At 69.0% G+C, this 21,063-nt stretch carries 21 protein-coding genes; 13 read left to right on the plus strand and 8 right to left on the minus strand.

Translation table 11 applies throughout. The features are described from left to right. Positions 1-18 precede the first annotated feature (18 nt). On the minus strand, positions 19-1,017 hold the full coding sequence (locus CPZ00_RS09110) for a radical SAM protein (protein WP_096390599.1): 999 nt from the start codon (positions 1,015-1,017) through the stop codon (positions 19-21). 160 nt (positions 1,018-1,177) lie between these two features. Here CPZ00_RS09110 and CPZ00_RS09115 point away from each other — a divergent pair, with 160 nt between their 5' ends. Both CPZ00_RS09115 and CPZ00_RS09120 read left to right on the plus strand, forming a co-directional pair. Next, a complete protein-coding gene (locus CPZ00_RS09115; RefSeq protein ID WP_096390600.1) occupies positions 1,178-2,302 on the plus strand; it encodes a DUF373 family protein in 1,125 nt (374 codons plus the stop codon). A gap of 103 nt (positions 2,303-2,405) precedes the next feature. Then, positions 2,406-2,786 carry a secondary thiamine-phosphate synthase enzyme YjbQ gene (locus tag CPZ00_RS09120; RefSeq protein ID WP_096391659.1) on the plus strand — a complete coding sequence of 127 codons (381 nt, stop codon included), beginning with the start codon at positions 2,406-2,408 and terminating at the stop codon, positions 2,784-2,786. 74 nt (positions 2,787-2,860) lie between these two features. Here the strand turns inward: CPZ00_RS09120 and CPZ00_RS09125 are convergent, their stop codons facing one another. Beyond that, on the minus strand, positions 2,861-3,382 hold the full coding sequence (locus CPZ00_RS09125; RefSeq protein WP_096390601.1) for an archaemetzincin family Zn-dependent metalloprotease: 522 nt from the start codon (positions 3,380-3,382) through the stop codon (positions 2,861-2,863). Between the two features lie 39 nt (positions 3,383-3,421). On the opposite strand from CPZ00_RS09125, the gene CPZ00_RS09130 reads away from it, so the two are divergent. From CPZ00_RS09130 to CPZ00_RS09150, 5 genes are all read left to right on the plus strand, one after another. Next, a complete protein-coding gene (locus CPZ00_RS09130) occupies positions 3,422-3,985 on the plus strand; it encodes a UPF0146 family protein (protein WP_096390602.1) in 564 nt (187 codons plus the stop codon). A gap of 63 nt (positions 3,986-4,048) precedes the next feature. Then, the gene (locus CPZ00_RS09135; RefSeq protein WP_096390603.1) at positions 4,049-4,921 is read left to right on the plus strand and encodes a TIGR01548 family HAD-type hydrolase; all 873 of its coding nucleotides are present in this window, start codon (positions 4,049-4,051) and stop codon (positions 4,919-4,921) included. 133 nt (positions 4,922-5,054) lie between these two features. Further along, positions 5,055-5,723, plus strand: coding sequence for an NADPH-dependent F420 reductase (gene npdG, locus CPZ00_RS09140; protein WP_096390604.1), 669 nt, complete (start codon positions 5,055-5,057; stop codon positions 5,721-5,723). Positions 5,724-5,817: 94 nt separating this feature from the next. Next, on the plus strand, positions 5,818-6,237 hold the full coding sequence (locus tag CPZ00_RS09145) for a hypothetical protein (RefSeq protein WP_096390605.1): 420 nt from the start codon (positions 5,818-5,820) through the stop codon (positions 6,235-6,237). A 151-nt stretch (positions 6,238-6,388) separates the two neighbouring features. Continuing rightward, positions 6,389-6,619, plus strand: coding sequence for a hypothetical protein (locus tag CPZ00_RS09150; protein ID WP_096390606.1), 231 nt, complete (start codon positions 6,389-6,391; stop codon positions 6,617-6,619). Positions 6,620-6,795: 176 nt separating this feature from the next. On the opposite strand, the gene CPZ00_RS09155 is transcribed toward CPZ00_RS09150, so the two are convergent. Continuing rightward, entirely contained in the window at positions 6,796-9,936 is a 3,141-nt protein-coding gene (locus CPZ00_RS09155) for a hypothetical protein (protein WP_096390607.1), read from the minus strand. Positions 9,937-10,052: 116 nt separating this feature from the next. On the opposite strand from CPZ00_RS09155, the gene CPZ00_RS09160 reads away from it, so the two are divergent. Together CPZ00_RS09160 and CPZ00_RS09165 are read left to right on the plus strand one after the other, a co-directional pair. After that, complete coding sequence (locus tag CPZ00_RS09160; RefSeq protein ID WP_096390608.1) at positions 10,053-10,448, plus strand: DUF7552 domain-containing protein; 396 nt, start codon at positions 10,053-10,055, stop codon at positions 10,446-10,448. Then, complete coding sequence (locus CPZ00_RS09165) at positions 10,445-11,293, plus strand: DUF7260 family protein (protein ID WP_096390609.1); 849 nt, start codon at positions 10,445-10,447, stop codon at positions 11,291-11,293. The genes CPZ00_RS09160 and CPZ00_RS09165 overlap by 4 nt, the downstream gene beginning before the upstream one ends. An 89-nt stretch (positions 11,294-11,382) precedes the next feature. Here the strand turns inward: CPZ00_RS09165 and CPZ00_RS09170 are convergent, their stop codons facing one another. From CPZ00_RS09170 to CPZ00_RS09180, 3 genes are all read right to left on the minus strand, one after another. Beyond that, entirely contained in the window at positions 11,383-14,001 is a 2,619-nt protein-coding gene (locus tag CPZ00_RS09170; RefSeq protein WP_096390610.1) for a heavy metal translocating P-type ATPase, read from the minus strand. Positions 14,002-14,213: 212 nt separating this feature from the next. After that, a complete protein-coding gene (locus CPZ00_RS09175) occupies positions 14,214-15,125 on the minus strand; it encodes a serine/threonine-protein kinase RIO2 (protein ID WP_096390611.1) in 912 nt (303 codons plus the stop codon). Between the two features lie 180 nt (positions 15,126-15,305). After that, positions 15,306-15,740, minus strand: coding sequence for an acyl-CoA thioesterase (locus tag CPZ00_RS09180; protein ID WP_096390612.1), 435 nt, complete (start codon positions 15,738-15,740; stop codon positions 15,306-15,308). A gap of 109 nt (positions 15,741-15,849) precedes the next feature. On the opposite strand from CPZ00_RS09180, the gene CPZ00_RS09185 reads away from it, so the two are divergent. The 4 genes from CPZ00_RS09185 (at position 15,850) to CPZ00_RS09200 (ending at position 19,168) form a co-directional block, all read left to right on the plus strand. After that, a complete protein-coding gene (locus CPZ00_RS09185; protein ID WP_096391660.1) occupies positions 15,850-16,668 on the plus strand; it encodes a lipoate--protein ligase family protein in 819 nt (272 codons plus the stop codon). 94 nt (positions 16,669-16,762) lie between these two features. Further along, positions 16,763-17,602, plus strand: coding sequence for a deoxyribonuclease IV (locus CPZ00_RS09190; protein WP_096390613.1), 840 nt, complete (start codon positions 16,763-16,765; stop codon positions 17,600-17,602). Positions 17,603-17,706: 104 nt separating this feature from the next. After that, a complete protein-coding gene (locus CPZ00_RS09195; protein WP_096390614.1) occupies positions 17,707-18,183 on the plus strand; it encodes a hypothetical protein in 477 nt (158 codons plus the stop codon). Positions 18,184-18,250: 67 nt separating this feature from the next. Then, entirely contained in the window at positions 18,251-19,168 is a 918-nt protein-coding gene (locus tag CPZ00_RS09200) for a class I SAM-dependent methyltransferase (RefSeq protein WP_096390615.1), read from the plus strand. 135 nt (positions 19,169-19,303) lie between these two features. On the opposite strand, the gene CPZ00_RS09205 is transcribed toward CPZ00_RS09200, so the two are convergent. Both CPZ00_RS09205 and CPZ00_RS09210 read right to left on the minus strand, forming a co-directional pair. Continuing rightward, positions 19,304-20,008, minus strand: a complete 705-nt coding sequence (locus CPZ00_RS09205; protein ID WP_096390616.1) for a DUF7095 family protein — start codon at positions 20,006-20,008, stop codon at positions 19,304-19,306. Between the two features lie 101 nt (positions 20,009-20,109). Continuing rightward, a complete protein-coding gene (locus CPZ00_RS09210; RefSeq protein WP_096390617.1) occupies positions 20,110-21,039 on the minus strand; it encodes a glycosyltransferase family 2 protein in 930 nt (309 codons plus the stop codon). Positions 21,040-21,063: the final 24 nt, after the last annotated feature.

The following is a 21,063-nucleotide window of genomic DNA, read 5'->3' on the forward strand; positions in this document are numbered from 1 at the left end:
GGGAAAGCCGCTGCCGGGCTACGCGACCGGCGTGCGCTCGACGACGGTCCCGTCGACCGTCGGATACTGTTCGACGATCTCCCCGTCGTCGAGGTCGCCCTCCTCGATCATCTCCTCGAGGAGCCACCAGGCGACCTCGACGTGGTTCGATTTGACCGTGTAGAACTCCTCGGGAACGCCCAGGGCCTCGAAACGGCCCGGGTCGGTGTACGTCTTCCCGTAGACGAGCGTTCCGTCGTCGGTGACCTCGTCGAACTCCCGGCGGACGTTCTTCGCCATCCGTTTGAGGCGGTTCCGGTGTTGTGCCGCGTCCTTGAACACGGAGGTGCAGAAGTAGACCTTCTCGTGGCTCGCCATCTCGGCGACGATCGCCTCGTCCTTCGAGCCCTCGACCGCGGACATGTGGCCCTCCTGAAGCTCGAAGCCCTCCTCCTGCATCCGCCGGTAGTTGCCGTCGCTCATTTCGAACTCGTTGACGTTGCAGAACTCAGCGGCGCCCTCGTCCAGGAACTCGATGAACTCCGGCTCCGCGCGGATGCCGGGGATCTCGAAGGCCGGCGTGAGTCCCTCCTCGCGGGCGATGTGGAGGATCTCCTCCCACTCGGTTCCGTGGAGGTCGCCCCACAGCTCCAGCGGCGGGTGAAAGCGGATCTCGTCGAGGCCCGCCTCGCTCAGGCGGCGCATGTTCTCCCGACCGCCGGTGATGCCGGTATATAAGTGCGTGTGGTGGTCCTCGCCGAACTCGTCCTTCAACAGCCGCAGGTATCGGCAGGTCTTCTCGAGGGCCTCCTGGGGTTCCCCGCCGGTGATCGAGGTCCCCAGCGCGTCCATCCGCTTGGCCTCGGTGATGACGTCCTCGTCGTCCTCCACGAGGCGCTCGTTGGCGTAGACGTCGGTGACGTTCTTGCGCTTCTCGCCGAGCGGGCAGTAGAAACAGTCCCGCTGGTCACAGTAGCCGTAGACGAACAGGACCATCTTCCCGCCCTTGGCGCACTGTTCACAGCCCTTCGATATCATCTACGCCACGATAGCGGCTCAGGCCTCAAAAACCGTCCGAACCGGGAACTCCCGTGTGGCCGGCTCGCGTACGGATGGACCGACGACCCCCGCTGCCGGATCGGAGCGACTGCGCCGACTGGCCGAAAGCATATGCCCGCCCGTCCCGTAGCCGTCACCGATGCTGCTCGTCCTCTGTGTCGACCTCGACGACGACCTCGGCCGGAAGGCGGGAACCGACACTCCCGTCATCGGCCGCGACGCGGTCACCGAGGCCGCGGTCGCGCTCGCGACGGTCGACCCGGAGGACTCGGACGTCAACGTTCTCTTTCAGGGGATCACCGTTCACGACGAGCTGGTCGCCACGAGCGACGAGGAGGTGGCCGTCGCGGCCGTCACCGGCGTCGACGGGTCGGACGTCCAGGCCAATCGGAAGGTCGGCGAGGAGGTCGACCGGGTGCTCGCGGAGCTGTCCAGCGGCGAGGAGATCAGCGCGATCGTCATCACCGACGGCGCCCAGGACGAGTCCGTCCTCCCGGTGATCCGGTCCCGGCTGCCGGTCGACGGCGTGCGCCGCGTCGTCGTTCGGCAGGCCCAGAATCTGGAGTCGATGTACTACACGATGAAGCAGGTGCTTGCGGATCCCGAGACGCGCGGGACCATCCTCGTCCCGCTCGGCATCCTGCTGCTCATCTATCCGCTCGTCGTCCTGGCGAACCTCTTCGACGTCGCCGGCGCGATGGTTCTCGGGATCATCTCCGCCCTGCTGGGCCTGTACTCGCTGTTTCGCGGCCTCGGGCTCGAATCCGCCGTCGACACGACGGCCGACCGCGTCCGGAACGTCCTCTACGCCGGCCGCGTGACGCTCATCACCTACGTCGTCGCGCTCGCGCTGTTGGTGATCGGCGGCGTCCAGGGGTACGAGACCTTCGAGACCGTCCGCGCGACGATCGCCCCCGAGGACCCGATGCCCGTCGGTCCCGCGGTCGCCGCGCTCGTCCACGGGGCCGTCCAGTGGCTCGCCGCCGCGGGGATCACCTCCAGCCTCGGCCAGATCACCGACGAGTACCTCGCCGGCCAGTTCCGCTGGCGGTATCTCAACGCGCCCGTCTACGTGGTGTCGATCGCCGCCGTCCTTTACGCGCTGTCGGGCTTTTTCCTCCCGCCGGTCGCCGGCGTGCGGTCGTTCCTGCTCGGCGACCTCGCCCTCGTGCTCACGGCCGGCACGCTGTTGGGCGTGTTGAGCACGCTCACCTTCGCCGTCGCCGAGTCGCGGACCGAGGACCGGCCCGCGGATCCGGCCTGACCTCGCCGAATCGCTGTGAACGTCCGGTGCGATCGGTCGATACGAACGTCCGGTGCGATCGGTCGGTGCCGTTTTCGGCCGTGCCCGCGTTCGGTCGCGTACGATGACCTTCTCCATCGAGACGGACGGCCCCACCGCGGTGCACGACGTCACCGACCGAGTCGAGGCCGCGGTCCCGGCGGACGCAGACGGGCTCGTGACCGTTTTCGTCCGGCACACGACCGCCGGCGTCGTCGTCAACGAGCCGGAATCGCGGCTGCTCGACGACCTCGAGGCGTTCCTCGAGGAGCTGGTGTCCGAGGAGGGCTGGAAACACGACCGGCTCGACGGCAACGCGGACGCCCACCTGCGTGCGACGCTGCTCGGCGAGAGCGTCACGGTTCCCGTCTCGGACGGCGCGCTCGACCTCGGTCGCTGGCAGGCGGTCCTCCTCGTGGACTGTGACGGACCGCGAACGCGGTCGATCGACGTGCTCGTGCACTGAGGCCCGGTCGACACGAAAACGAAACGGAACGGACCGAGAACGGACCGAGAACGGACCGAGAACGGGACGGGGGATCAGCGAATCGATCGCGAACAGGAGCCACAGAGGTTCTCCTCCTTGACGTCGACCTCCCGGACGGTCGGCGAGAAGGACATCACGCACTTGCTGTTGTCGCAGTGTTCCAGTCCGAGGGTGTGGCCGATCTCGTGGACGACCTCCTTGCGGACCCGGTCGTCGACGACCTCGCGCTGTGGCTTGGAGGTGATCCCGCCGTCGGAGGAGGTCTGGAGCCGGTAGGTCGAGATGACCGACCCGTTTCCGTTGAGGTATGCGAGCCCGAAGACGTAGTTCCGGCGGCGGTAGAACAGATCCCGCGCGGTGATCCCGATGTTCTTCTCGCCGCCCCCGACGCGGCTCACGGTCTCGATCAGGTCCTCCGCGCGGTACTGGTCGCGGCCGTCGTCGTAGGCGGACGCCGGGATCGACTGCTCGTCGTGTACGGTCACCTCACAGTCGTATACCGACCGTAGCGCGCTCGAGGCCTCCCGTTTGACTCGCGCGGAAACCCCCCCGACCGGAACGATGTCCACGAGCATGGAAGCCGTTATGCTCCCCCCTGTCATAAATGGCCCGACGTGACCGGATCCGATCCGCCGCCGATCGTCGCCGTCGTCGCCGAGCTCCTCGCCCGCGACTCGCCGGTCGCGGACGCCGCGTCGCCCCTCGGATCGGCCGCCGAGGGTGGAACCGTCGTCGAGGTCGGGATCGGCGATCGCCACGACGCGGCCCGCGCGCTCGCGAACGCTGGACACGACGTGATCGCGATCGACGTCACGGAGCGGGACGTTCCCTCCGGGGTCCGGTTCATTCAAGCGGACGTGCACGCCCTCGCCGACGGATCGGCGTCCCTCATCGATGGGTCGACGTCTCCGGTCGACGGGGCGGCGACCACCGCGGACGACCGCGGGGACGATCCCTCGACTCCGGCGGTGGGTGATCCCTCGACTCCGGCGGTCGACGTCGTCTACGCGCGGAACCTCCCGGCGGAGATCCAGCCCGCGGCCGCCCGGTTCGCGGGCCGGATCGACGCTCCGCTCGCGTTCACGACGCTCGGATTCGAGGTGCCCTCCCCGTCTCTTCCCCCCACGCTCGTGCGTCGATCGGCAGGATCGGAGACCGTCTTCGTTCTCGCGGACTGAGCGTTCGGCGGCGGAGCGACGCCAGTCGGAACGGTTTTTCTCGCGGCCCTCGGAGGCGGAGGTATGCAGGTCGACGCAGTCGTGCTGGACATCGACGGGGTGCTCGTGGACGTCGCCGACTCCTACCGGCGGGCGATCGTGGAGTCGATCGACCGCGTCTACGGCGCGACGATCGCCCGCGAGGACGTCCAGCCGTTCAAGGACGCCGGCGGGTTCAACAACGACTGGGAGCTGACTGACGCCGCGGCGCTGTACGTGCTCGCCGATCGTCGCGATCCCGGGATCGACCCCACGGTCCCCGACTTCGCCGACCGCGTCGCCGCGGCCGGTGGCGGGCTCGCGGGCGCGAAGGACGTGCTCGCGGACGCGCTCGACGCCGCGGCCTGGGACGCGGTTCAGGAGGAGTGGGACCCCGACCGGCTCCGGGACGTGTTCCAAGCGCTGTATCTCGGCACCGACCTGTACCGCGATCTCGAGGGGGGCGATCCCCCGATCGAGGCTGACGGATACATCCACGACGAACCGGTGCTCGTCGACCCTGGCACCATCGACGCCCTGCAGAAGCGCTTCGACGTCGGGGTGGTCACCGGCCGACCGGCCGCCGAGGCCGAGATCGCCCTCGACCGCGTCGGGCTCGACCTCCCCGAGATCCACCGGTTCACGATGGACGACTGGGCGGAGGGCAAGCCGCACCCCGCCGCGCTCGTCACCCTCGCCGACCGGTTCGAGGCGACGACCGTGGCCTTCGTCGGCGACACGCTCGACGACGTCCGGACCGCCCGCAACGCCGACGAGACCGATTCCGATCGCGTCTACTACGGGATCGGCGTGTTGACCGGCGGACTGACCGGCGAGTCCGGCCGGCGAAAGTACGTCGACGCCGGCGCCGACGCCGTGGTCGACGACGTGAACGCGCTGCCCGAGCTGCTCGAGTAACGCCGTCCCCACCCCCACCGAGCAACCGAGCAACCGCGGTCGTGGGCGAGGGGCCTCGAACCCCGTTTCCTCCGCCCCCGTCCGATGTTTCCAGTGACGCAACCGCTAAGGGCGAGCCACGACCACTCCCGGTATGCGAATCTCCATCCTCGGCGGCACCGGCGACGTCGGCGAAGGCCTGGCGCTCCGGTGGGCGTTCCACTCGAACCACGACGTCGTCATCGGCTCCCGTGACGCCGAGAAGGCGCACGCGAAGGCCGACGAGTACGAAACCGAGCTCGACAGCCGCGGCGTCGACGTCACGATCAACGGCTTCGAAAACGGGATGGCGGCCGACCGCGGGGACGTGATCGTCCTCGCGGTCCCGCCGTACCACGTCGGCGACACGGTCGAATCGATCGCCGGAAAGCTCGACGACGACGACGTGCTCGTCTCCCCGGCGGTCGGGATGAAACGCGAGGAGGAGGGGTTCCGCTATCACCGCCCCGGTGCGGGCAGCGTCACGCGGATCGCCGCCGACGCCGCGCCCGATGACGTGTCCGTCGTCGGCGCGTTCCACAACCTCGCCGCGGGTCGGCTCGCGAACCTCGACGCCGACCTCGGGATCGATACCCTGATCCTCGGCGACGACGAGGACGCGAAGGACATCGTCCGGATGCTCGCGGAGGACATCGACGGGCTCCGCGCGCTCGACGCCGGGGGGATCGCCAACGCCCCCGAGGTCGAGTCGATCACGCCCCTGCTCGTCACCCTCGCGATGCACAACGACCGACTCCACGACCTCGGCGTCCGGTTCTCCTAGCGGCGCGTCGCGGTCCCTCCTTCGGTCCGCGTCCCGGAGAACGTTGTGCCGTCCCCGAAATTTATTGTCATCCGGGCGATCGGTCCCTGTGGGTATGACGAAGGCATTCAAGGTATCCGGATTCGTCGGACTGGCCGTGATGATGGCCGTCGGCCTCCATCAGGCGATGATCCTCGCCGGCGGCGACGCCGTGCCGCGATGGATGATCGGCGGCCACGCCCACCTCGGCGTCCTGTCGATCCTCGCGATCGTGATGGGTTTCGCCGTGCCCGCGCTCGAGGTGACCGGGACCCTTCGGACCGCCGTCACGGGTCTGTTCCTCGCGGGACAGTGGGGAGTTCCCGGCGCCGTCTGGCTCGGCGAGGGCCTCGGGCTCGCGTTCCTCGTCCCGACCACGCTGTTGTGGGGCAGCGCCCTGATCGTCGCGATGCTGATCATGGCCTACGTCGCCGCGACCCGGGACGCGACCGGACCGGGGTCCGGTCCGACCGGCGTCGCGCCGGCCGACGACTGACCCGCTCCGCGACCGACCGGTCGGTTACGGGGACCGATCGTCACGCAAACGCCCGTTTCGCCGCCGGATCCGTCCCGTCCGCCGGGGGACGAGTTGGCACGCGGGGGCGGCGGACGATACGGTTATCCCCGTTCGAAGGGTAGTTTCGGAAATGACGCCCTCCACAGCCACCACCGAGCGACAGCCGCCCGACAAGGCGACGCTCTATTGTTTCGCGTGCGGTCACGAAAGCCGCATCAACGGCGACTGGGTCATCCACGTTCGCGCCGATTCCCTCACGTACGAGTGTCCCGCGTGTGAAACGGTGATCGACTCCCGCCGGAACCACGAGGCGTTGGCCGCGGGCAGCCACGGATCGCTTGGCTTCCCGGCCAGGAACTGATATCGGCTCATCGGCTCATCGGCTTCCACTCATAAGCCACCTCGCGGACGACCGTGGCTCGCTCGCCGGCTTTCCGTCGGCTGACGAGCGTCTTTTTTAAGCCTCCCGCGAACCGCCGAGATTTATTTTATAAGGCACCCGGCGCCGAGTCGGGTCGTCGCCCGATCGTCGGACCGTCACTCCGCTTCGGTTGTCGTTCCGGCCGATGTTTCGGTTGTCGTTTCGGCCGACGTTTCGGCTGCGGACCCGCCTGATGCCTCGGCCGAGGATCCGGCTGACGCCTCCGCTTCCGCCGTCTCGGTCTCGGCGATCCGTTTCTCCGCGATAACCTCGTGCTCGCGGAACAGCACGAACGCGCGGTGGGGATCCTGGCCCACCTCGACCGTGGTCGAATCGCCCTCGTCGACCGACCCGGTCGCCTCGTCGCCGCCCCACGGTTCGGGTCGGCCCGGGTCCGGCGTGACGACGACCGAGAGGTGCTCGGCGGCGATCGCCCCGCCGCCGTCGTGGGTCACGGTGACAGACCCGTCCGCGGCGTCGTGGTCGACCGCGAAGTCGGCCGTCGGCGCGATCACGTGGCTGCCGGTCTCGATCGGTTCCGCCGGCGGCGTCCACTCCGCGGCGAACGTCGTTCCCGGGTCGAACTCGCCCAGCGGGATGACGTCCCCGCGTTCGAGCACGTCGTGTTCGTCCGCCGGCTGCGTCTCGGCCGGCTCGCCGTCGACGAGCAGCCGGAACTCCGCGGCGTCGCGGTTCACCGGGTCGCGGTAGACCGCCACGATGCCGTCGTCGGGACGAGCCTCCGTCCGGTCGGTTCCTCCTCGATCGGTCGCCGTTCCGGCCTCCCGCTCCGAGCCGGGCTGGAACGTGAATCCGTGACGGGGCTCGGTCGGGTAGTGGCCGACCGACCGTTCGCTCACCATATTGACCGTCTCGGTTCGAATGCTTGCAGTCACGCGGTCGCCGATCGCGACGTCCGTGAGGGTGATCGCGTCCCCGGTCGTCAGCTCGTCGTACTCCTCGGCCACCGTGAGGGTTTCACGCTCCTCGTTGTTCGGACGACTGCGATCGCCGTCGCTCGAATCGTCCGCCGGCGAGTAGGTCGTGACCCGCAGCCCCTCGGGATCGGCCGTCCGTGCCCCGACGTAGGTCAGCCGCATCTCCGCCGCGGCGGGGTCGTAGTGCGCCTCGAGCGCCTCGTGTGCGGTCGTGGTTCCGGCGAGGTGATGTTCCCGTTCGTCGTCCCTCTCGCCCTCCGCGCCGTCGTTCGTCCCGCTCTCCGCGTCGTCGTCCGCGCCGACCCAGACGACCTCGACCCGGGCGAACGGCGGGACCTCGGCGGTCAGTACGTCGCCGGGGCCGAACTCGTCGTGCTCGTCGGCCGGTTGCGTCTCGAGGGGCTCCTCATCGGCCCGCAGTTTGACCCGGTCGGCCGCCATCGCGTCGCCCTCCCGGTGCTCGACCCGGACCGTCCCCGTCTCGGGGTCGTACTCGAGGTCGACGAACGCCTCCGGGACCACCTCGTGTTCGGCCACGACGACCGGCTCCCCGGGGTCGAGCCACTCGATCGTGATGGTGCTGTCGACCGGATGGTTCCCGAGCGGGATCTCGACTCCTCGGGAGAGCGCCTCGACCTCGTCGGCGATCTGTCGGTCCGCCGGCTCGCCGTCGACGAGCACGCGGAACGCCGATGCCTCGTACTCCTCCTCGCCGTGATAGGTCGCGATGAGCCCTCGATCTGGATGGTCATGGACGTGGATCCGGGGCGGCGAGACGCGGAACCGCTGCAGCGGACGTCGGTGAACGCCCGGAATCGACGGGACGGTCAGGGTCAGGGAGACGACGTCGCCCATCCCGACGTCCTCGATCGTGACCGCGTCCCCGTTCGTGAGCGTTTCGTCCCCCTCCTCGGGACGGTCGTCGCCGCCATCCCCGAACGACGGGGCGGGCGTTCGGACCGTTCCGTCGTCCGCGCGGTGCGTCACCGAAACCTTCCCGGCGTTCGCCTCGCGGTCGCCGACGTACGTGACCGTGATCGTCTCCGTCTCGACGTCGTGGTCGATCGCGAACGCCTCGGAGCCGATCGCCTCGTTCGCGTACACGCGGTGCGCGTTTCGTTCCGCGTCGAACCAGCGGAGCACGACGCTCGCGAGGGGATCGGTCTCGACGGTCAGCATGTCGCCCGGTTCGAACCGGTCCAGCCGGTCGGCCGGCTGGCGGTCGGCGAGCTCGCCGTCGACCCACAGCTGGAGCGCCTCGAGGTCCCCGCCCGCGACCGCCTCGCCGCCGCGGTGCTCGAGGGCGACGCCGCCCGTCTCCCGGCCACCCCCCGTCCCGTCAGCTTCCCCGTCGACCGTGGTCCCGATCCGAATGTCGGGCGCGTTCTCGTGGTCGTGCTCCGGTGGCGCCTCGAGAACCGCGTCCACCCGGATCGTCCTGCCGGACCGATCGATCGTCGCCTCCTCGACGATCCCCGTTCCGATCGCCTCGATCAGGGAGCGAACCGCCCGGTCGCCGGGCGTGCTCGGATCGTCGGTGAAAAGCAGGTAGCGGTTCTCGGCGCGCTCCTCCGAGCCGTGGAGTCGCGCCGGATGGATATCGAAGCCGCCGGCGAACGCACGGATCGCTCCGGTTCCGACCGCGGGCGCGCTCGCGGTTCGAAAGCCGGACTCCGCGGTGTCGGGCGCGAACAGGACGGTGTCGAACGACGCGACCAGCCCGAACGCCGCCTCGGCGTCCGCGTTGGCGTCGACGAGCCGGTCGATTCCCTCCTCGCCCGCGGCCGCCGCCGCGATCGCCCGCGCCGTCTCGACGCGACCGGATCGGTCCTCGCCCGCGACGAACGCCGCGACGCCGTCGGTGCTCACGGTCGTCGTTCCCTCGCGGTCCCCGTCGTCGGCGATCCGCCAGTCGCCGACGGTCGCCACCTCCTCGCCGCGGTCGAGCCGGTCGAGGGTGCCGGCGGCAATCGTGATTCGGTTCCGATGGTCGTGGGTGATCGCCGTGACGACCGTCGAGAGGTCGGCGGCCGCGACGTCGAGTTCCCGCGTCACGATGCGGGCCTCGTGTGGCGGGTCCTCGGTCGCGTCCGCATCTGCCACGTTCGTCGCCACCACCAGCCGATACGAGACGTCGAGGGAATCATCGTCGGGCAGCGCCGCGAGCGCGCTCGCGACCGGATCGGACAGCTCGTCGAGGCTCCGCCGGTCGGTTGGCGTCGGCGAGCCGGCCACGCGGTCAGGGTCGAGCGTTCCCGTGAGTGCGGCCAGCGTGAGGGCGCTTCCGCCGAGGAAGCCTCGTCTGGAGGGAGTCACCATACGCGGACTCACACGGGTTCATCCAAAAGCGATTGTGATGGCTCAAACCCGCTTTTGTCCCATCGGATTAGGCCAACCTAAAACTATTTACCACGCCGTGTTTTAGGACGGCCTAAATGATTGCCGAGACGCTCGCCGACATCCGCCGGCGGATCGAATCGCTCGCCAGCGACGACGGTCGATACTACCTCGCCTGCGCTCGAACCGGCGATCGGCCGACGCCCGTCGCGGGACTCGCCTTCGAGAGCCGTGAGACGGCGGCTCGAGCAGCTCGGGCGTGTCAGCGATACCGGGAATCGCTCCGGCAGTACGACGAGTCGGTCCCGTACCGGGACCTCGTCGTCCACGAACGCCACGCCGCGGTCCCCGCTGATTCCGGATCCGACGCACGCGATGCCGGCACAGCCGATTCCGATGCGACCGATGTCGCCGCAACTGATGCCGGTGTCCACGATTCCGACGCAATCGATCCCGACGCAACCGATACCGGCACGGCCGGTGATCGGCGATGAGCGTCGAGACGGCGGTTCACGTGGCGTTCGACCGCGTCGACGCCGAGACCGACCGCGTCGACTCGTTGAAACCTGCCTTCGGCCGGTTCGACGCGCGGGTCCGCGATCTCGAACCGGTCGGCGGTCGGTCGTCCTCGTCAACGGGGCCGACGCGGCTGGCCGACGGCGGGATCGCCGCGGCGCATCACCATAGTCGTCAGTCGGGTAGCCCCGGAACGGCCGACGATGCCGCGGGATCGGATCGCCGAATCAGAACGATTCGCAACGCGTTCGCGAGGACGGTACTGTCGGCCCGCGGTGAGGGGACCGACGCGTCCGCCGTGGCGGTCGTCCGGGCGATCCGCTCGGAGTTCGGAGACGAGATCGCGGTCGCCCTCGCGCCCGGCACTGACGCCCGGTTCACTCCCGCCGTCAAGCGTGCCGTTCGGTCGGCCATCGCCACGCGGCGTGCGGAGCTTCACGCGTTCCGTGACGCCCTCGATCGGGAACGTGAGTCGCTTCGATCGGCGCGGACGGACGTCGACGCGGTCGTCTCCTGGATCGCCAGTGCGGACGAGACGCCGCTGTCCGGGCTCGGGTTCGAGGCGCTCCGGGACCGTCACGAGACCCTCGAACGTCACCGCGAACGCTGTGCGGAGCGTCTCGAAGCGCGGCAGGCGACGCTCGGGTCCGCGACCGGCCACGGCGCCGAGGCCGGTCTCACGCATCGATCGCTCGTCTCCCATCTCTACGCTGTCGATGGCTTCTCGACGCCGTACCCGGTCATCTCGACCGTCGTCCGGCTGATCGACTGCTGTGAGTCGTGCCAGCGCTCGGTTCGTGACCACCTCACGCGGAGGGTCTGACCGCACGGCGGATCCACGGGTCTCAACCGGCCCAGCGGCAGTTTGCAGGACCGGTCGTTAGCGGAACCGGCCGTTAGCGGAACCGGCCGTTAGCGGAACCGGCCTAACAGCCGGTAGTCACGGTCGGGCTCGTACCGCCTGAACAGCAGGCTGTTCGTGAGCACGGAGACGCTCGAGATCGCCATCGCGACCGCCGCGAGCACCGGCTGGAGCAGGCCGAGCGAGGCCAGCGGGATCATCGCCGTGTTGTAGCCCAGCGCCCACACGAGGTTCTGCTTGATCTTCGCCAGCGTCGCCTCCGAGATCCGGATCGCCTTCACGACGTCGACCGGATCGTCGCGCATCAGCGTGACGTCCGCGGCCTCGATGGCGACGTCCGTGCCCGAACCGATGGCCGTGCCGACGTACGCGACCGCGAGCGCGGGCGCGTCGTTGACGCCGTCGCCGACCATCATCGCCTTTCGACCGCCGTCCTGAATGGCCTCCACGGCGTCCGACTTGTCCTCGGGAAGGACCTCCGCGCGGACGTTCTCGGGGTCGATCCCGACTTTCTCGGCGACCGCGTGGGCGGTGCGCTCGTTGTCGCCGGTGATCATCATCACGTCCACGCCCCGTTCCTGCAACTGGCTCACGGCGTCCGTCGCGCTCTCCTTGATCGTGTCGGCGTCGGCGACCACACCAACGAGTTCACCATCGTAGGCGACGAGCATCGCCGTCTTGCCCTCGCTCTCGAGGCGTTCCATCGTCTCCTGGGCGGGCGAGGGATCGATCCCGTCGTCACGGAGGAGTTTCCGGTTGCCGACCAGCACCTCCCGCTCCTCCACGGTCGCCTTGACTCCGTGGCCGGGGACGTTCTGGAAGCCATCGGGGTCGGCCACGTCGATGCCGCGGGCTTTGGCCCCGTCGACGATCGCTCGGGCGAGGGGGTGTTCGCTTCCGCTCTCGGCGACGGCCGCGAGCCGAAGCACCTCGTCCTCGCCGAGCCGCTCACGTGCGGTGAGTCGTCCGCCGTCGGCAGCCGGACTCCCCTCCTCTCGCTCGCCACCGTCCGTGGCGGGCTGGCCGTCGTCGTCGAACACGACGACGTCGGTCAGCTCCATCTCGCCTTTCGTGAGCGTCCCGGTCTTGTCGAAGACGACCGTGTCGACGTCCTTCGCGCGTTCGAGGACGTCGCCACCCTTGAACAGGACGCCGTTTTGTGCGCCGAGAGTCGTCCCGACCATCGTCGCCGCGGGCGTCGCGAGGCCCAGCGCACAGGGGCACGCGATCAGCACCGACGAGGCGAACACGATGACCGCGAACTCGAAGACCGAGACGCCGCCGGCGGCGACGGGACCACCCGCGACGAGCCCCCACAGCGGGAGCGCGTCGACGACGCCCGCGAGGGTCGCCGGGAACAGGTACCAGACGACGCCCCAGAACACGGCGTTCGCGATGACCGCCGGGACGAAGTACGCGGAGATGCGGTCCGCGAGGTTCTGGATGTCGGGCTGACGCGACTGCGCCTCCTTGACCGTCTGCACGATCTGCTGGAGCGCCGTGTCCTTTCCGACCTTCGTCGCCTCGACGACGAGCACGCCGTTCTCGTTGATGGTCGACCCGACCACCTCGTCGCCCTCGGATTTCTCGACGGGGACCGACTCGCCGGTCACCATCGACTCGTCGACCGCCGACTGGCCGTCGACGACCACGCCGTCGGTGGGGATCTGCTCGCCGGGACGGACCTTCATCCGGTCGCCGACGTCGACGTCCTCGAGGGGGATCTCCTCCTCGTTCCCGTCCTCGTCAACCACGGTGGCGGTGTCCGCCTCCATCTCGAGGAGCTTCCGGAGCGCCTCGCCGGCCTGGCCCTTCGAGCGGGCCTCGAGATAGTTGCCGAGCGTGATGAACACCAGGATGAACGCGGCCGTGTCGAAGTAGAGCCCGCCGGCGATCAGCTCGAGCAGGACCGCCACGGAGTAGACGTACGCGGTGGTCGACCCCAGCGCGATCAGCACGTCCATGTTGGCGCGGCCGTTCGTGACGAGCGCCTTGTAGGAGTTCTCGTAGAACGGCTTGCCGAGCACCAGCTGGACGGGCGTCGCCAGCGCGAACATGACCCACCCGGCCGGCAGGCCGACGACCTCGTCGCCGACGAGTCCGAGCCCCAGCAGGTGGTCGACCATAAACGCCAGCAGGGGCAGCGACAGGACCGCGCCGAACAGCGTCAGCCGGAGCTGCCGACGGATCTCCCCTTGGCGGGCCGTCTCTCGCGCATCGCCGCCTGCGCCGTCGTCGGTCTCAGCGTCCTCCCGGACGGGCGAGTAGCCGGCGTCCTCGATGACGTCGGCGAAGTCCCCACGGTCCGCCTCGGCGGGGTTGTACGTGACCTGTGCCTCGTCGGTCGCGTAGTTGGCGTCGGCGTCGACGACGCCCGGCGTCCGTTCGAGCGCGTCCCGGATCGTCTCCGAGCAGTTCGCACACGACATGTCGGTGACCGCGATCGTGACCGTGTCGGTCACCGGCGAGTAGCCCGCCTCCTCGATCGCGTCGAATATCTCGCCGAGCGAGACCTGCTCGGGATCGTACGTGACCGACCCCTCGTCGGTGGCGAAGTTGATGGTCGCCTCCGAGACCCCGTCAAGCGAGCTGACGGCGTCGGAGATGGTTTGCGAACAGTTCGCACAACTCATCCCCTGGATGTTGATCTGGCTTTTTCGCTGGCTCATTACCTGTCTATACGGGACCCGTATTCAACCGGGTTTCCCTTTCGAACATTCATCCTTTCCAGTCCACAGGTTTCGAATCCAAAGCATACCGCCTCCCGATCGACGACTACTGGTCCGTCCCCCGAGCGGTCCCGATCCAACCGTGGTTTGGAGAACCAACATTGACTCCGCTTCCGGCCAACGACTGATTTCCTATCGCAGTATATAGTTTATCAATTCTCAAACGCCCGAATCGTCTCGAAGGATCCGTCCGCGATCGCGTCGGCGATCGCCGACGTCTCGAGCGAATCGGGGATTTCGTGGGGGTATTTCCGGGCGAAATACCGCGTGAGGTTCTCGACGTCGCGCTCGAGGAACTCCCGCGCGTTCTCGTGGTCGGTCGGCACCGCCTGGGGCCAGTCGAAGATCGTGATGCCGCTTTCGGCGATCGCGACGTTGTGTTCGGACATGTCCGCGTGGACCCACCCCGCCTCGTGGGCGGTCGTCAGCTCGGCGAGCACCAGATCGAGCACGCCCACGACCTGTTCGGCCGCGAGCTTCGCGCGGGCGAGCTCCACGCCCTCGAACTTGTCCATCACGATCGCGTGCCGGTTCCAGTCGATCGGTCGCGGCACCGAGACGTCCGGATACAGCGTCTCCAGGGCTTCGTGCTCCCGTTCGGCCGCCTGCCGTGCGGTGTACAGCCAGGAGACGTGCTGCCTGTCGGCCGTGTACTCGCGTTCCTTCATCACCTCGCGGAAGTTCGTGTACCCCTCGCGGTGGAACTTCAACGCGAGCGGCTTGAACGACCGGGCCTCGTAGACGTCGCTCTCCTTGCCGACGCCCAGCGGGGCGCCGATCCCCTCGACGGTGTCCCGCTCGGCGAAGGTCCGCAACGCGAGCGCGTCGTAGCCCTCGAAGGTCAGCTGGTAGCCCTCGTACTGGATCGTCTTTCGCTCGATCAGCTCCTCGTCGAGGCACCGGTCGATCCGGTAGTCGACCTCCTCGGCGGTGAGCTCGGAGTACTCCGGGAGCTTGTCGCGGCGGACCCACTCCGAGAAGCGCATCCCCTGCTCGACCCCCGAGAGGAGATAGAAGTCCTCGGGCTCGAGGTCGGCCATCAACCCCGCGATGTTCCTGACCATGCCTTCCGTACTCCGGCGACTCCTAAAAGGGCCGTGCGATCCGGTCCTCCCCAAATATAAATCTCATACCGCGATATAAAAATCGAATGCGGTGGCATCGCTCCCGCCCACGAACGGCGTCGGCCACATCGTGGTCGGTTTGCGGCCGAGACGAAGCTCGTTCTCGATCGGCGGGGCGCGCTACTCGGCGGCCAACGCCTGGTCACGCAGCCGTTCGCCCTCCGACGTCGAGACGGTGAGCTCGGGCACGGGGACCGGGGATCGGTCCTCGTCGATCGCCACGAAGACGAAATACGACTCCGTCGTCAGTTCTCGATCCCCGGTGAGGGGATCCTCCCCGTAGACCCGGACGCGAACGCGAACGCTGGTTCGGCCGGCGGCGTAGACGTACGCCTCGATGAAGGCGATGTCGCCGAGCTCGAGCGGTAGCTCGAAGTCCACGGAGTTGATGTGGGCGGTGACGCAGGGTTCGCTGGCGAACCGCATCGCGCTCATTCCCCCCACTTCGTCCATCCACCGGAGAACGTTCCCGCCGTGTGCGGTTCCGTGGTTGTTCGCGTGGTGCGGCTGGATCCGATTCCGGTCCTCGATGAAGGTCTCGACTAAATCGACCATACCCCCGGATTCGTCCGGCACCCGTATGAAGGCCACTCCCGGATCGCGGTCGGACCGCCGGGTTCGGCGGAACGCAACGGTTTTTTCGGACACGATCCGAAACCGGCGTATGGACGCACCAGACGGCGACTGGCGGATCATTCGGGAGGAGGCCCGGTCGGGACCGATGCAGATGGCGCTCGACGAGGTCGCGGCCGACACCGCCGCCGAGGGCGGACCCTGGACGGTCCGCGTCTACCGGTGGGACCCGAGCTGTCTCACGATGGGCTACCGGCAGGACCCCGAGACGGTCGACTGGGAGTGGTGTGCGGCCAACGGGGTCGACGTCACCCGGCGACAGACCGGCGGCGGCGGCATCTATCACGACACGGTCGGCGACATCGCCTACTCGATCGCGGTCCCGGCTGACGTGGTCCCCGGCGAGCTGCTGGAGTGTTACCACCAGCTCTGTGAGCCGATCCTCGAGTTCTTCTCCCGCATCGGCGTCGACGCCGACTACGTCGACGAAGCCGTCCCGGAGATCCACCACCCGGCGTGTTACCTCCGTGAGCTGCACCCGGCTCACGACGTCGTAGCGGGGCCAGCGGACGACCGCCGGAAGATCGCCGGCAACGCCCAGTACCGGCGCAACGACGCGGTGATCCAACACGGCTCCCTGACGTTCAGCGTCGACGCCGAGCGCCATCTCGGCGTCTTCGACGATCCGCCGATCGACCCGGACGGGTTCCGCGACCGGGTCGTCGGGATGGACGAGCTCGTCGACCTGGACCGTGCTGCGGTCGTCGAGACCCTCGAGGAGACGCTCGCCGAGTGGGCCTCGGCGACCGAGGGATCGTGGACGGAGGCGGAGCTCTCGCGGGCGCGTGAGCGTGCGGCCGAGAAGTACCGCTCCGATTCGTGGGTGCACGAGCAGCCCGGATCGCGATAGGCGGTCTGTACGTTCAGGTCGTGAACGGGACGGTGCGTGTGAACGGGACGGCGCGTTCCGAAGCGGCTTTGTCCCGCGATCCCCTGCCTCCAGTATGACACTCCGGATCGGCGCCCACGTCTCGATCGCGGGCGGGGTCGACAACGCGATCGACAACCAGATCGAGGTCGGCGGCAACTGCGGACAGATATTCACCCACTCCCCGCAGGTCTGGCAGGACCCGAACATCGGCACGGAGGAGGCCGAGCGCTTCCGCTCGGGAACGGCCGAGAACCTCGCGGGACCGTGGGTGATCCACACCTCCTACCTCGTGAACCTGTGTACGCCCAAGGAGGATCTCCGCGAGAAGTCCCGCGAGTCGATGCAGGCGGAGCTCGATGCGGCCGACGCCCTCGACATCCCGTACGTGAACGTCCACCTCGGCGCCCACACCGGCGCGGGCGTGGAGGCCGGCCTCGAGAACGCGGCCGGCGTCCTCGACTCCCTGGACGTCCCCGAGGACGTCACGATCCTGATCGAGTCCGACGCCGGCTCCGGGACGAAACTCGGCGGGCAGTTCGAGCATCTCGCGACCGTCCTCGAGCTCGCCGAGACGGACCTCGACGTCTGTCTCGACACCGCACACACCTTCGCCGCCGGATACGACCTCTCCACGTCCGCGGGCGTCGACGAGACGATCGCGGAGTTCGACGACGTCGTCGGGCTCGAGCACCTCCGGTGTCTCCACCTCAACGACTCCAAACACGAGTGCGGGACCAACAAGGACGAACACGCCCACGTCGGCGAGGGACACATCGGCGACGCCGGGATGGAGCGGATCGTCACCCATCCCGACCTCCGGGACCTCCCGTTCGTCCTCGAGACGCCGACCGAGGACGGCCGGAGCTACGCCTGGAACGTCGAGCGGGTTCGCGAGCTCCGGGCGGCCGAGTGAGGTTCCGAACGACCTCGCAGCCCGCCTGACCGCGTCAGTCCAGGGATCACCACGACCGCCCGCGAGGGGTCGGGTTTTTGTAGCTGCTGACCGTCGGTCCCGCCGTGGTCACCACCAAGTCGCTGCTGTTCGGCGCGGGACGCCGCCGGGGGCTGTCGCTGATCGGTGCGTGTGCCGCCGTCACCGCGATCACCGTCCTCGCCGTGTTGGCGCTGGGTGCCGTAGCCCCGTCTCACCCCGCCGCGGTCTTTCTCGCGGACGACGCGCTCCCGTCGATCCTGCTGTACCTTCCCGCCCCGATCGCGTTGGTCGGCGCGTACAGCCGGTGCGGAGCCCCGGCGTGTCTCGCCGTCGGCGTCGTTCCAGGGATCGTTTTCGGCGCGATCGTCGTCGTGGGCGGGCTGCTCGGCGTTCCCGGCACGGGCGCCGACGCGACGGCGCTCGGGCTGTCGATCGGCCTCTCGATCGGCTTCTCGGTGGTCGGTCTCTCCAGCGCGTTCATCGGCTACTGTACCGGCATCACCGCCGTCCTTGCGCTCGACGCGTTCCGTGACGGTGACGGCCGAGGCGCCGGCGAGTGATCCACGGATCCGCCGTGCCACGGGTCCACTCAACAACTGTTAACCCCGTCGCGACGTAGCCTCCGCCGTGCGACGGTTCAGCCCCGAGTACCTCGATCGGACTCGCCGCGGGATGTGGGACGGCGACCGGGAGGCCCTGGCTCCGCTCCGTCTTTCGGACCGCGAGCGCGTCCTCGACGTCGGGTGTGGCACCGGCGAGCTGACGCGCGTCCTCGCCGCGGAGGCGCCCGCGAGCACGAGCGTGCTCGGGGTCGACGCGGACCGTGAACTGCTTCGGGTCGCACGGTCGCGCGGTCGCGACCGCGACGACGTCGACCGGACTCGTGATCGCGACGACCGGACTCGTGACGCCGCTGCCCACACTCGTGACGCCGCCGCCCAGCCCCGCAGCGCGGCCGACGGTCCGGCATACCTCGCCGGCGACGCGACGCGACTGCCGATCGCCGACACGGCGGTCGATCTCGTCGTCTGTCAGGCGCTGTTGATCAACCTTCCCGACCCCCGTGCGGCGATCCGCGAGTTCCGGCGCGTCTCGAGCGACCTCGTGGCCGCGATCGAGCCCAACAACGCCGACGTCGGCGTCTCCTCGACGGTCGACGCCGAGGAACGGCTGGAGCGTGAGGCCCGAAACGCCTACCTCGACGGCGTCGGCACGAACGTCGCCCTGGGCGACCGGGTGCGGGAGCTGTTCCGGCGCGAAGGGATCGAGTCGGTCACGACTCGCCGCTACTACCACGAGAAACGGATCGAGCCGCCCTACGCCGACCAGGCCCTGGCGGCCGCGGCCCGCAAGGCCAGCGGCGCCGGCCTCGCCGACCATCGTGCCGAGCTCGAGGCGGCGCTCTCGCCGGCCGGGTACGACGACCTGCGGTCGCGCTGGCGGTCGATGGGCCGCGACGTCGTCGACGCGATGCGCGACCGCGAGTACGAGCGCGTCGAGGTCGTCCCCTTCGACGTGACGGTCGGCCGCGTCGGGTCAGCCTGACGAACGAGGCTCCATCGTGTCAGGTCGGCCTGACGGACGAGGCTCCATCGCGTCGGGTCAGCCTGACGAACGAGGCCGCGTCGGGCCGGCCGCCGGTCGACCGCGTCGTTCGACCGCCATCACGGTACCCGGTCGTTACACCACGTCGCCGCGCACCGACGATCCGGTCGATCGGTCACGCTCGCGCTGCACCGTCTCGGCCGCCTCGGCGGCGACGTCGTCTGCGGCGCCCAGCATCGATAGCGCCTCCTCGAGCGTCGGCATCGCGAAGGACCCCTCCCGGAGCCGGTCGAGCGCCTCGTCGTCGCGCTCGCCGTCGACCCACAGGCAGACCCCGCGCGGGTCGAGGACCTCCGCGTAGGTCTCGCGTGCCACGGCGCCGTTCAGCCGCTGGGTGACGTTCCGGTCGAACCCCGTGTTGCAGACCTCGAGATGGATCGGTTCGTCGGCCGGAAGGAGGTGGGCGGCCAGACACTTCTCCGGGGCCGCGTACCCGTTCGGGTTCGTCCGCACCAGATCCGGATGCCGCCGTGCCCACCCCGTGCGGATCGTCTTGCCGATCCCGCGGACGCCCTCGAACGCGTCCGGGTCCGCCTTCTCGTTCACGCCGGCCGGATCGTCCCCGATGGCCGTATCGTCGTTCCCGGAGGACACCTCATCGTCCCGGTCGTCGCCGAGGAGGACGTCCTTCGTCACGTAGACGTCGAGGCGGTCGATCGGATCGAGTCCCAGGGCGACGTCGCCGTAGACCCAGACCTCGCGCACCGGAACCGGCATCGGATCGGACTCGACCGTCTCGAGAATGGTCTCCACCCGGTCGATGGCGTCAGTACGGTCCATTACCAGCGGGTTCGGCGTCCGCGGTGAAACCGGTTACGTCACGGGGGTGACCATGTGTTCCGGTCGTCCTCCCGCGTTACGCAGCATCTTTTTCGTCGCTCTTACGCCCCGTCGTCCTCGCGGCGGTCGTATTTGGCGACCGCCCTGTCGGCCCGCGTCGACAGGCCGTACGGGTTCCGCGTGGGCGTCCGGTCGCGTGCACGTGCGACCATCCCGTCGGAGAAGCCGGTCGTCGTTCCGAGCAGGACGTCGCGGCCGGTGGCGACCCAGCCGGTCGGCGTCGCCGCCCCGCTGACGACGTCCCTGGCGACCGACGTCGAGTCGCCGAGCGCGTGCGCCGCGACCCGTCGGATCACGGTGGGGCGGAGCCCGTAGTTCTTCGCCAGCCGATAGGCCAGCGCCCGGTACTTCCATCCCCAATCGCGGTCGGGTCGGCCGCCGTCCGCCGCGGGCGAGGAATCCGGGTCCCGTTCGACCGAGAGGGCGGACTCCCACCGCACCTCGTGGTCGAGCCCGACGAGCCGATGGGCGGCGTCGCGTGATCCGCCGGTCTCGAGGTACTCGTCGAAACCGTCGAGGTCCTCGAGCACGTTGGCCCGGAAGACGACGTTGCCGCCGGCGAAGTACGTCACGTCACGGCCGGCGATCCGCCGCCGTTCGGCGCTGTCCGCCGTCTGCCCGGCGCGGAGCGGACGCGACACTGGACCGGTGACGACGTCGGCGTGCTCGAGCCCCGTCTCGACGCCCCCGATCCAGTCGGGGTCGATCCGGTTGTCGTAATCGACGAGCGCGATCGCCTCCCCCGTCGCCACCTCGATGCCGGCGTTCCGTGCGACGTTGACGCTCCGGTCCGAGATCTCAACGAGCACGTCGACGTCCGCACGGTCGCGAACCATCCCGGTGGTACCGTCCGCGGAGGGGCCGTTCACCACGATCACCTCGGCCGCGGGCGCGTGGGCGGACAGCGCGTCCAGTCCGTCCGCCAGCTGGTCCCGTCCGTTGAGCGTGGGAACCACGACCGAGAGGTTCATACCTCGACCCGTATGACGCGACGC

The sequence above is a fragment of the Halopenitus persicus genome (assembly GCF_002355635.1).
GTDB classification, from domain to species: Archaea; Halobacteriota; Halobacteria; order Halobacteriales; family Haloferacaceae; genus Halopenitus; species Halopenitus persicus_A.

Bases quoted from the DNA above. Each gene is read 5' to 3' on its own strand.
- CPZ00_RS09110 (WP_096390599.1), bottom strand. From the start codon at position 1,017: ATGATATCGAAGGGCTGTGAACAGTGCGCCAAGGGCGGGAAGATGGTC.
- CPZ00_RS09115 (WP_096390600.1), top strand. From the start codon at position 1,178: ATGCTGCTCGTCCTCTGTGTCGACCTCGACGACGACCTCGGCCGGAAG.
- CPZ00_RS09120 (WP_096391659.1), top strand. From the start codon at position 2,406: ATGACCTTCTCCATCGAGACGGACGGCCCCACCGCGGTGCACGACGTC.
- CPZ00_RS09125 (WP_096390601.1), bottom strand. From the start codon at position 3,382: ATGCTCGTGGACATCGTTCCGGTCGGGGGGGTTTCCGCGCGAGTCAAA.
- CPZ00_RS09135 (WP_096390603.1), top strand. From the start codon at position 4,049: ATGCAGGTCGACGCAGTCGTGCTGGACATCGACGGGGTGCTCGTGGAC.
- npdG (WP_096390604.1), top strand. From the start codon at position 5,055: ATGCGAATCTCCATCCTCGGCGGCACCGGCGACGTCGGCGAAGGCCTG.
- CPZ00_RS09145 (WP_096390605.1), top strand. From the start codon at position 5,818: ATGACGAAGGCATTCAAGGTATCCGGATTCGTCGGACTGGCCGTGATG.
- CPZ00_RS09150 (WP_096390606.1), top strand. From the start codon at position 6,389: ATGACGCCCTCCACAGCCACCACCGAGCGACAGCCGCCCGACAAGGCG.
- CPZ00_RS09155 (WP_096390607.1), bottom strand. From the start codon at position 9,936: ATGGTGACTCCCTCCAGACGAGGCTTCCTCGGCGGAAGCGCCCTCACG.
- CPZ00_RS09160 (WP_096390608.1), top strand. From the start codon at position 10,053: ATGATTGCCGAGACGCTCGCCGACATCCGCCGGCGGATCGAATCGCTC.
- CPZ00_RS09165 (WP_096390609.1), top strand. From the start codon at position 10,445: ATGAGCGTCGAGACGGCGGTTCACGTGGCGTTCGACCGCGTCGACGCC.
- CPZ00_RS09170 (WP_096390610.1), bottom strand. From the start codon at position 14,001: ATGAGCCAGCGAAAAAGCCAGATCAACATCCAGGGGATGAGTTGTGCG.
- CPZ00_RS09175 (WP_096390611.1), bottom strand. From the start codon at position 15,125: ATGGTCAGGAACATCGCGGGGTTGATGGCCGACCTCGAGCCCGAGGAC.
- CPZ00_RS09180 (WP_096390612.1), bottom strand. From the start codon at position 15,740: ATGGTCGATTTAGTCGAGACCTTCATCGAGGACCGGAATCGGATCCAG.
- CPZ00_RS09185 (WP_096391660.1), top strand. From the start codon at position 15,850: ATGGACGCACCAGACGGCGACTGGCGGATCATTCGGGAGGAGGCCCGG.
- CPZ00_RS09190 (WP_096390613.1), top strand. From the start codon at position 16,763: ATGACACTCCGGATCGGCGCCCACGTCTCGATCGCGGGCGGGGTCGAC.
- CPZ00_RS09205 (WP_096390616.1), bottom strand. From the start codon at position 20,008: ATGGACCGTACTGACGCCATCGACCGGGTGGAGACCATTCTCGAGACG.
- CPZ00_RS09210 (WP_096390617.1), bottom strand. From the start codon at position 21,039: ATGAACCTCTCGGTCGTGGTTCCCACGCTCAACGGACGGGACCAGCTG.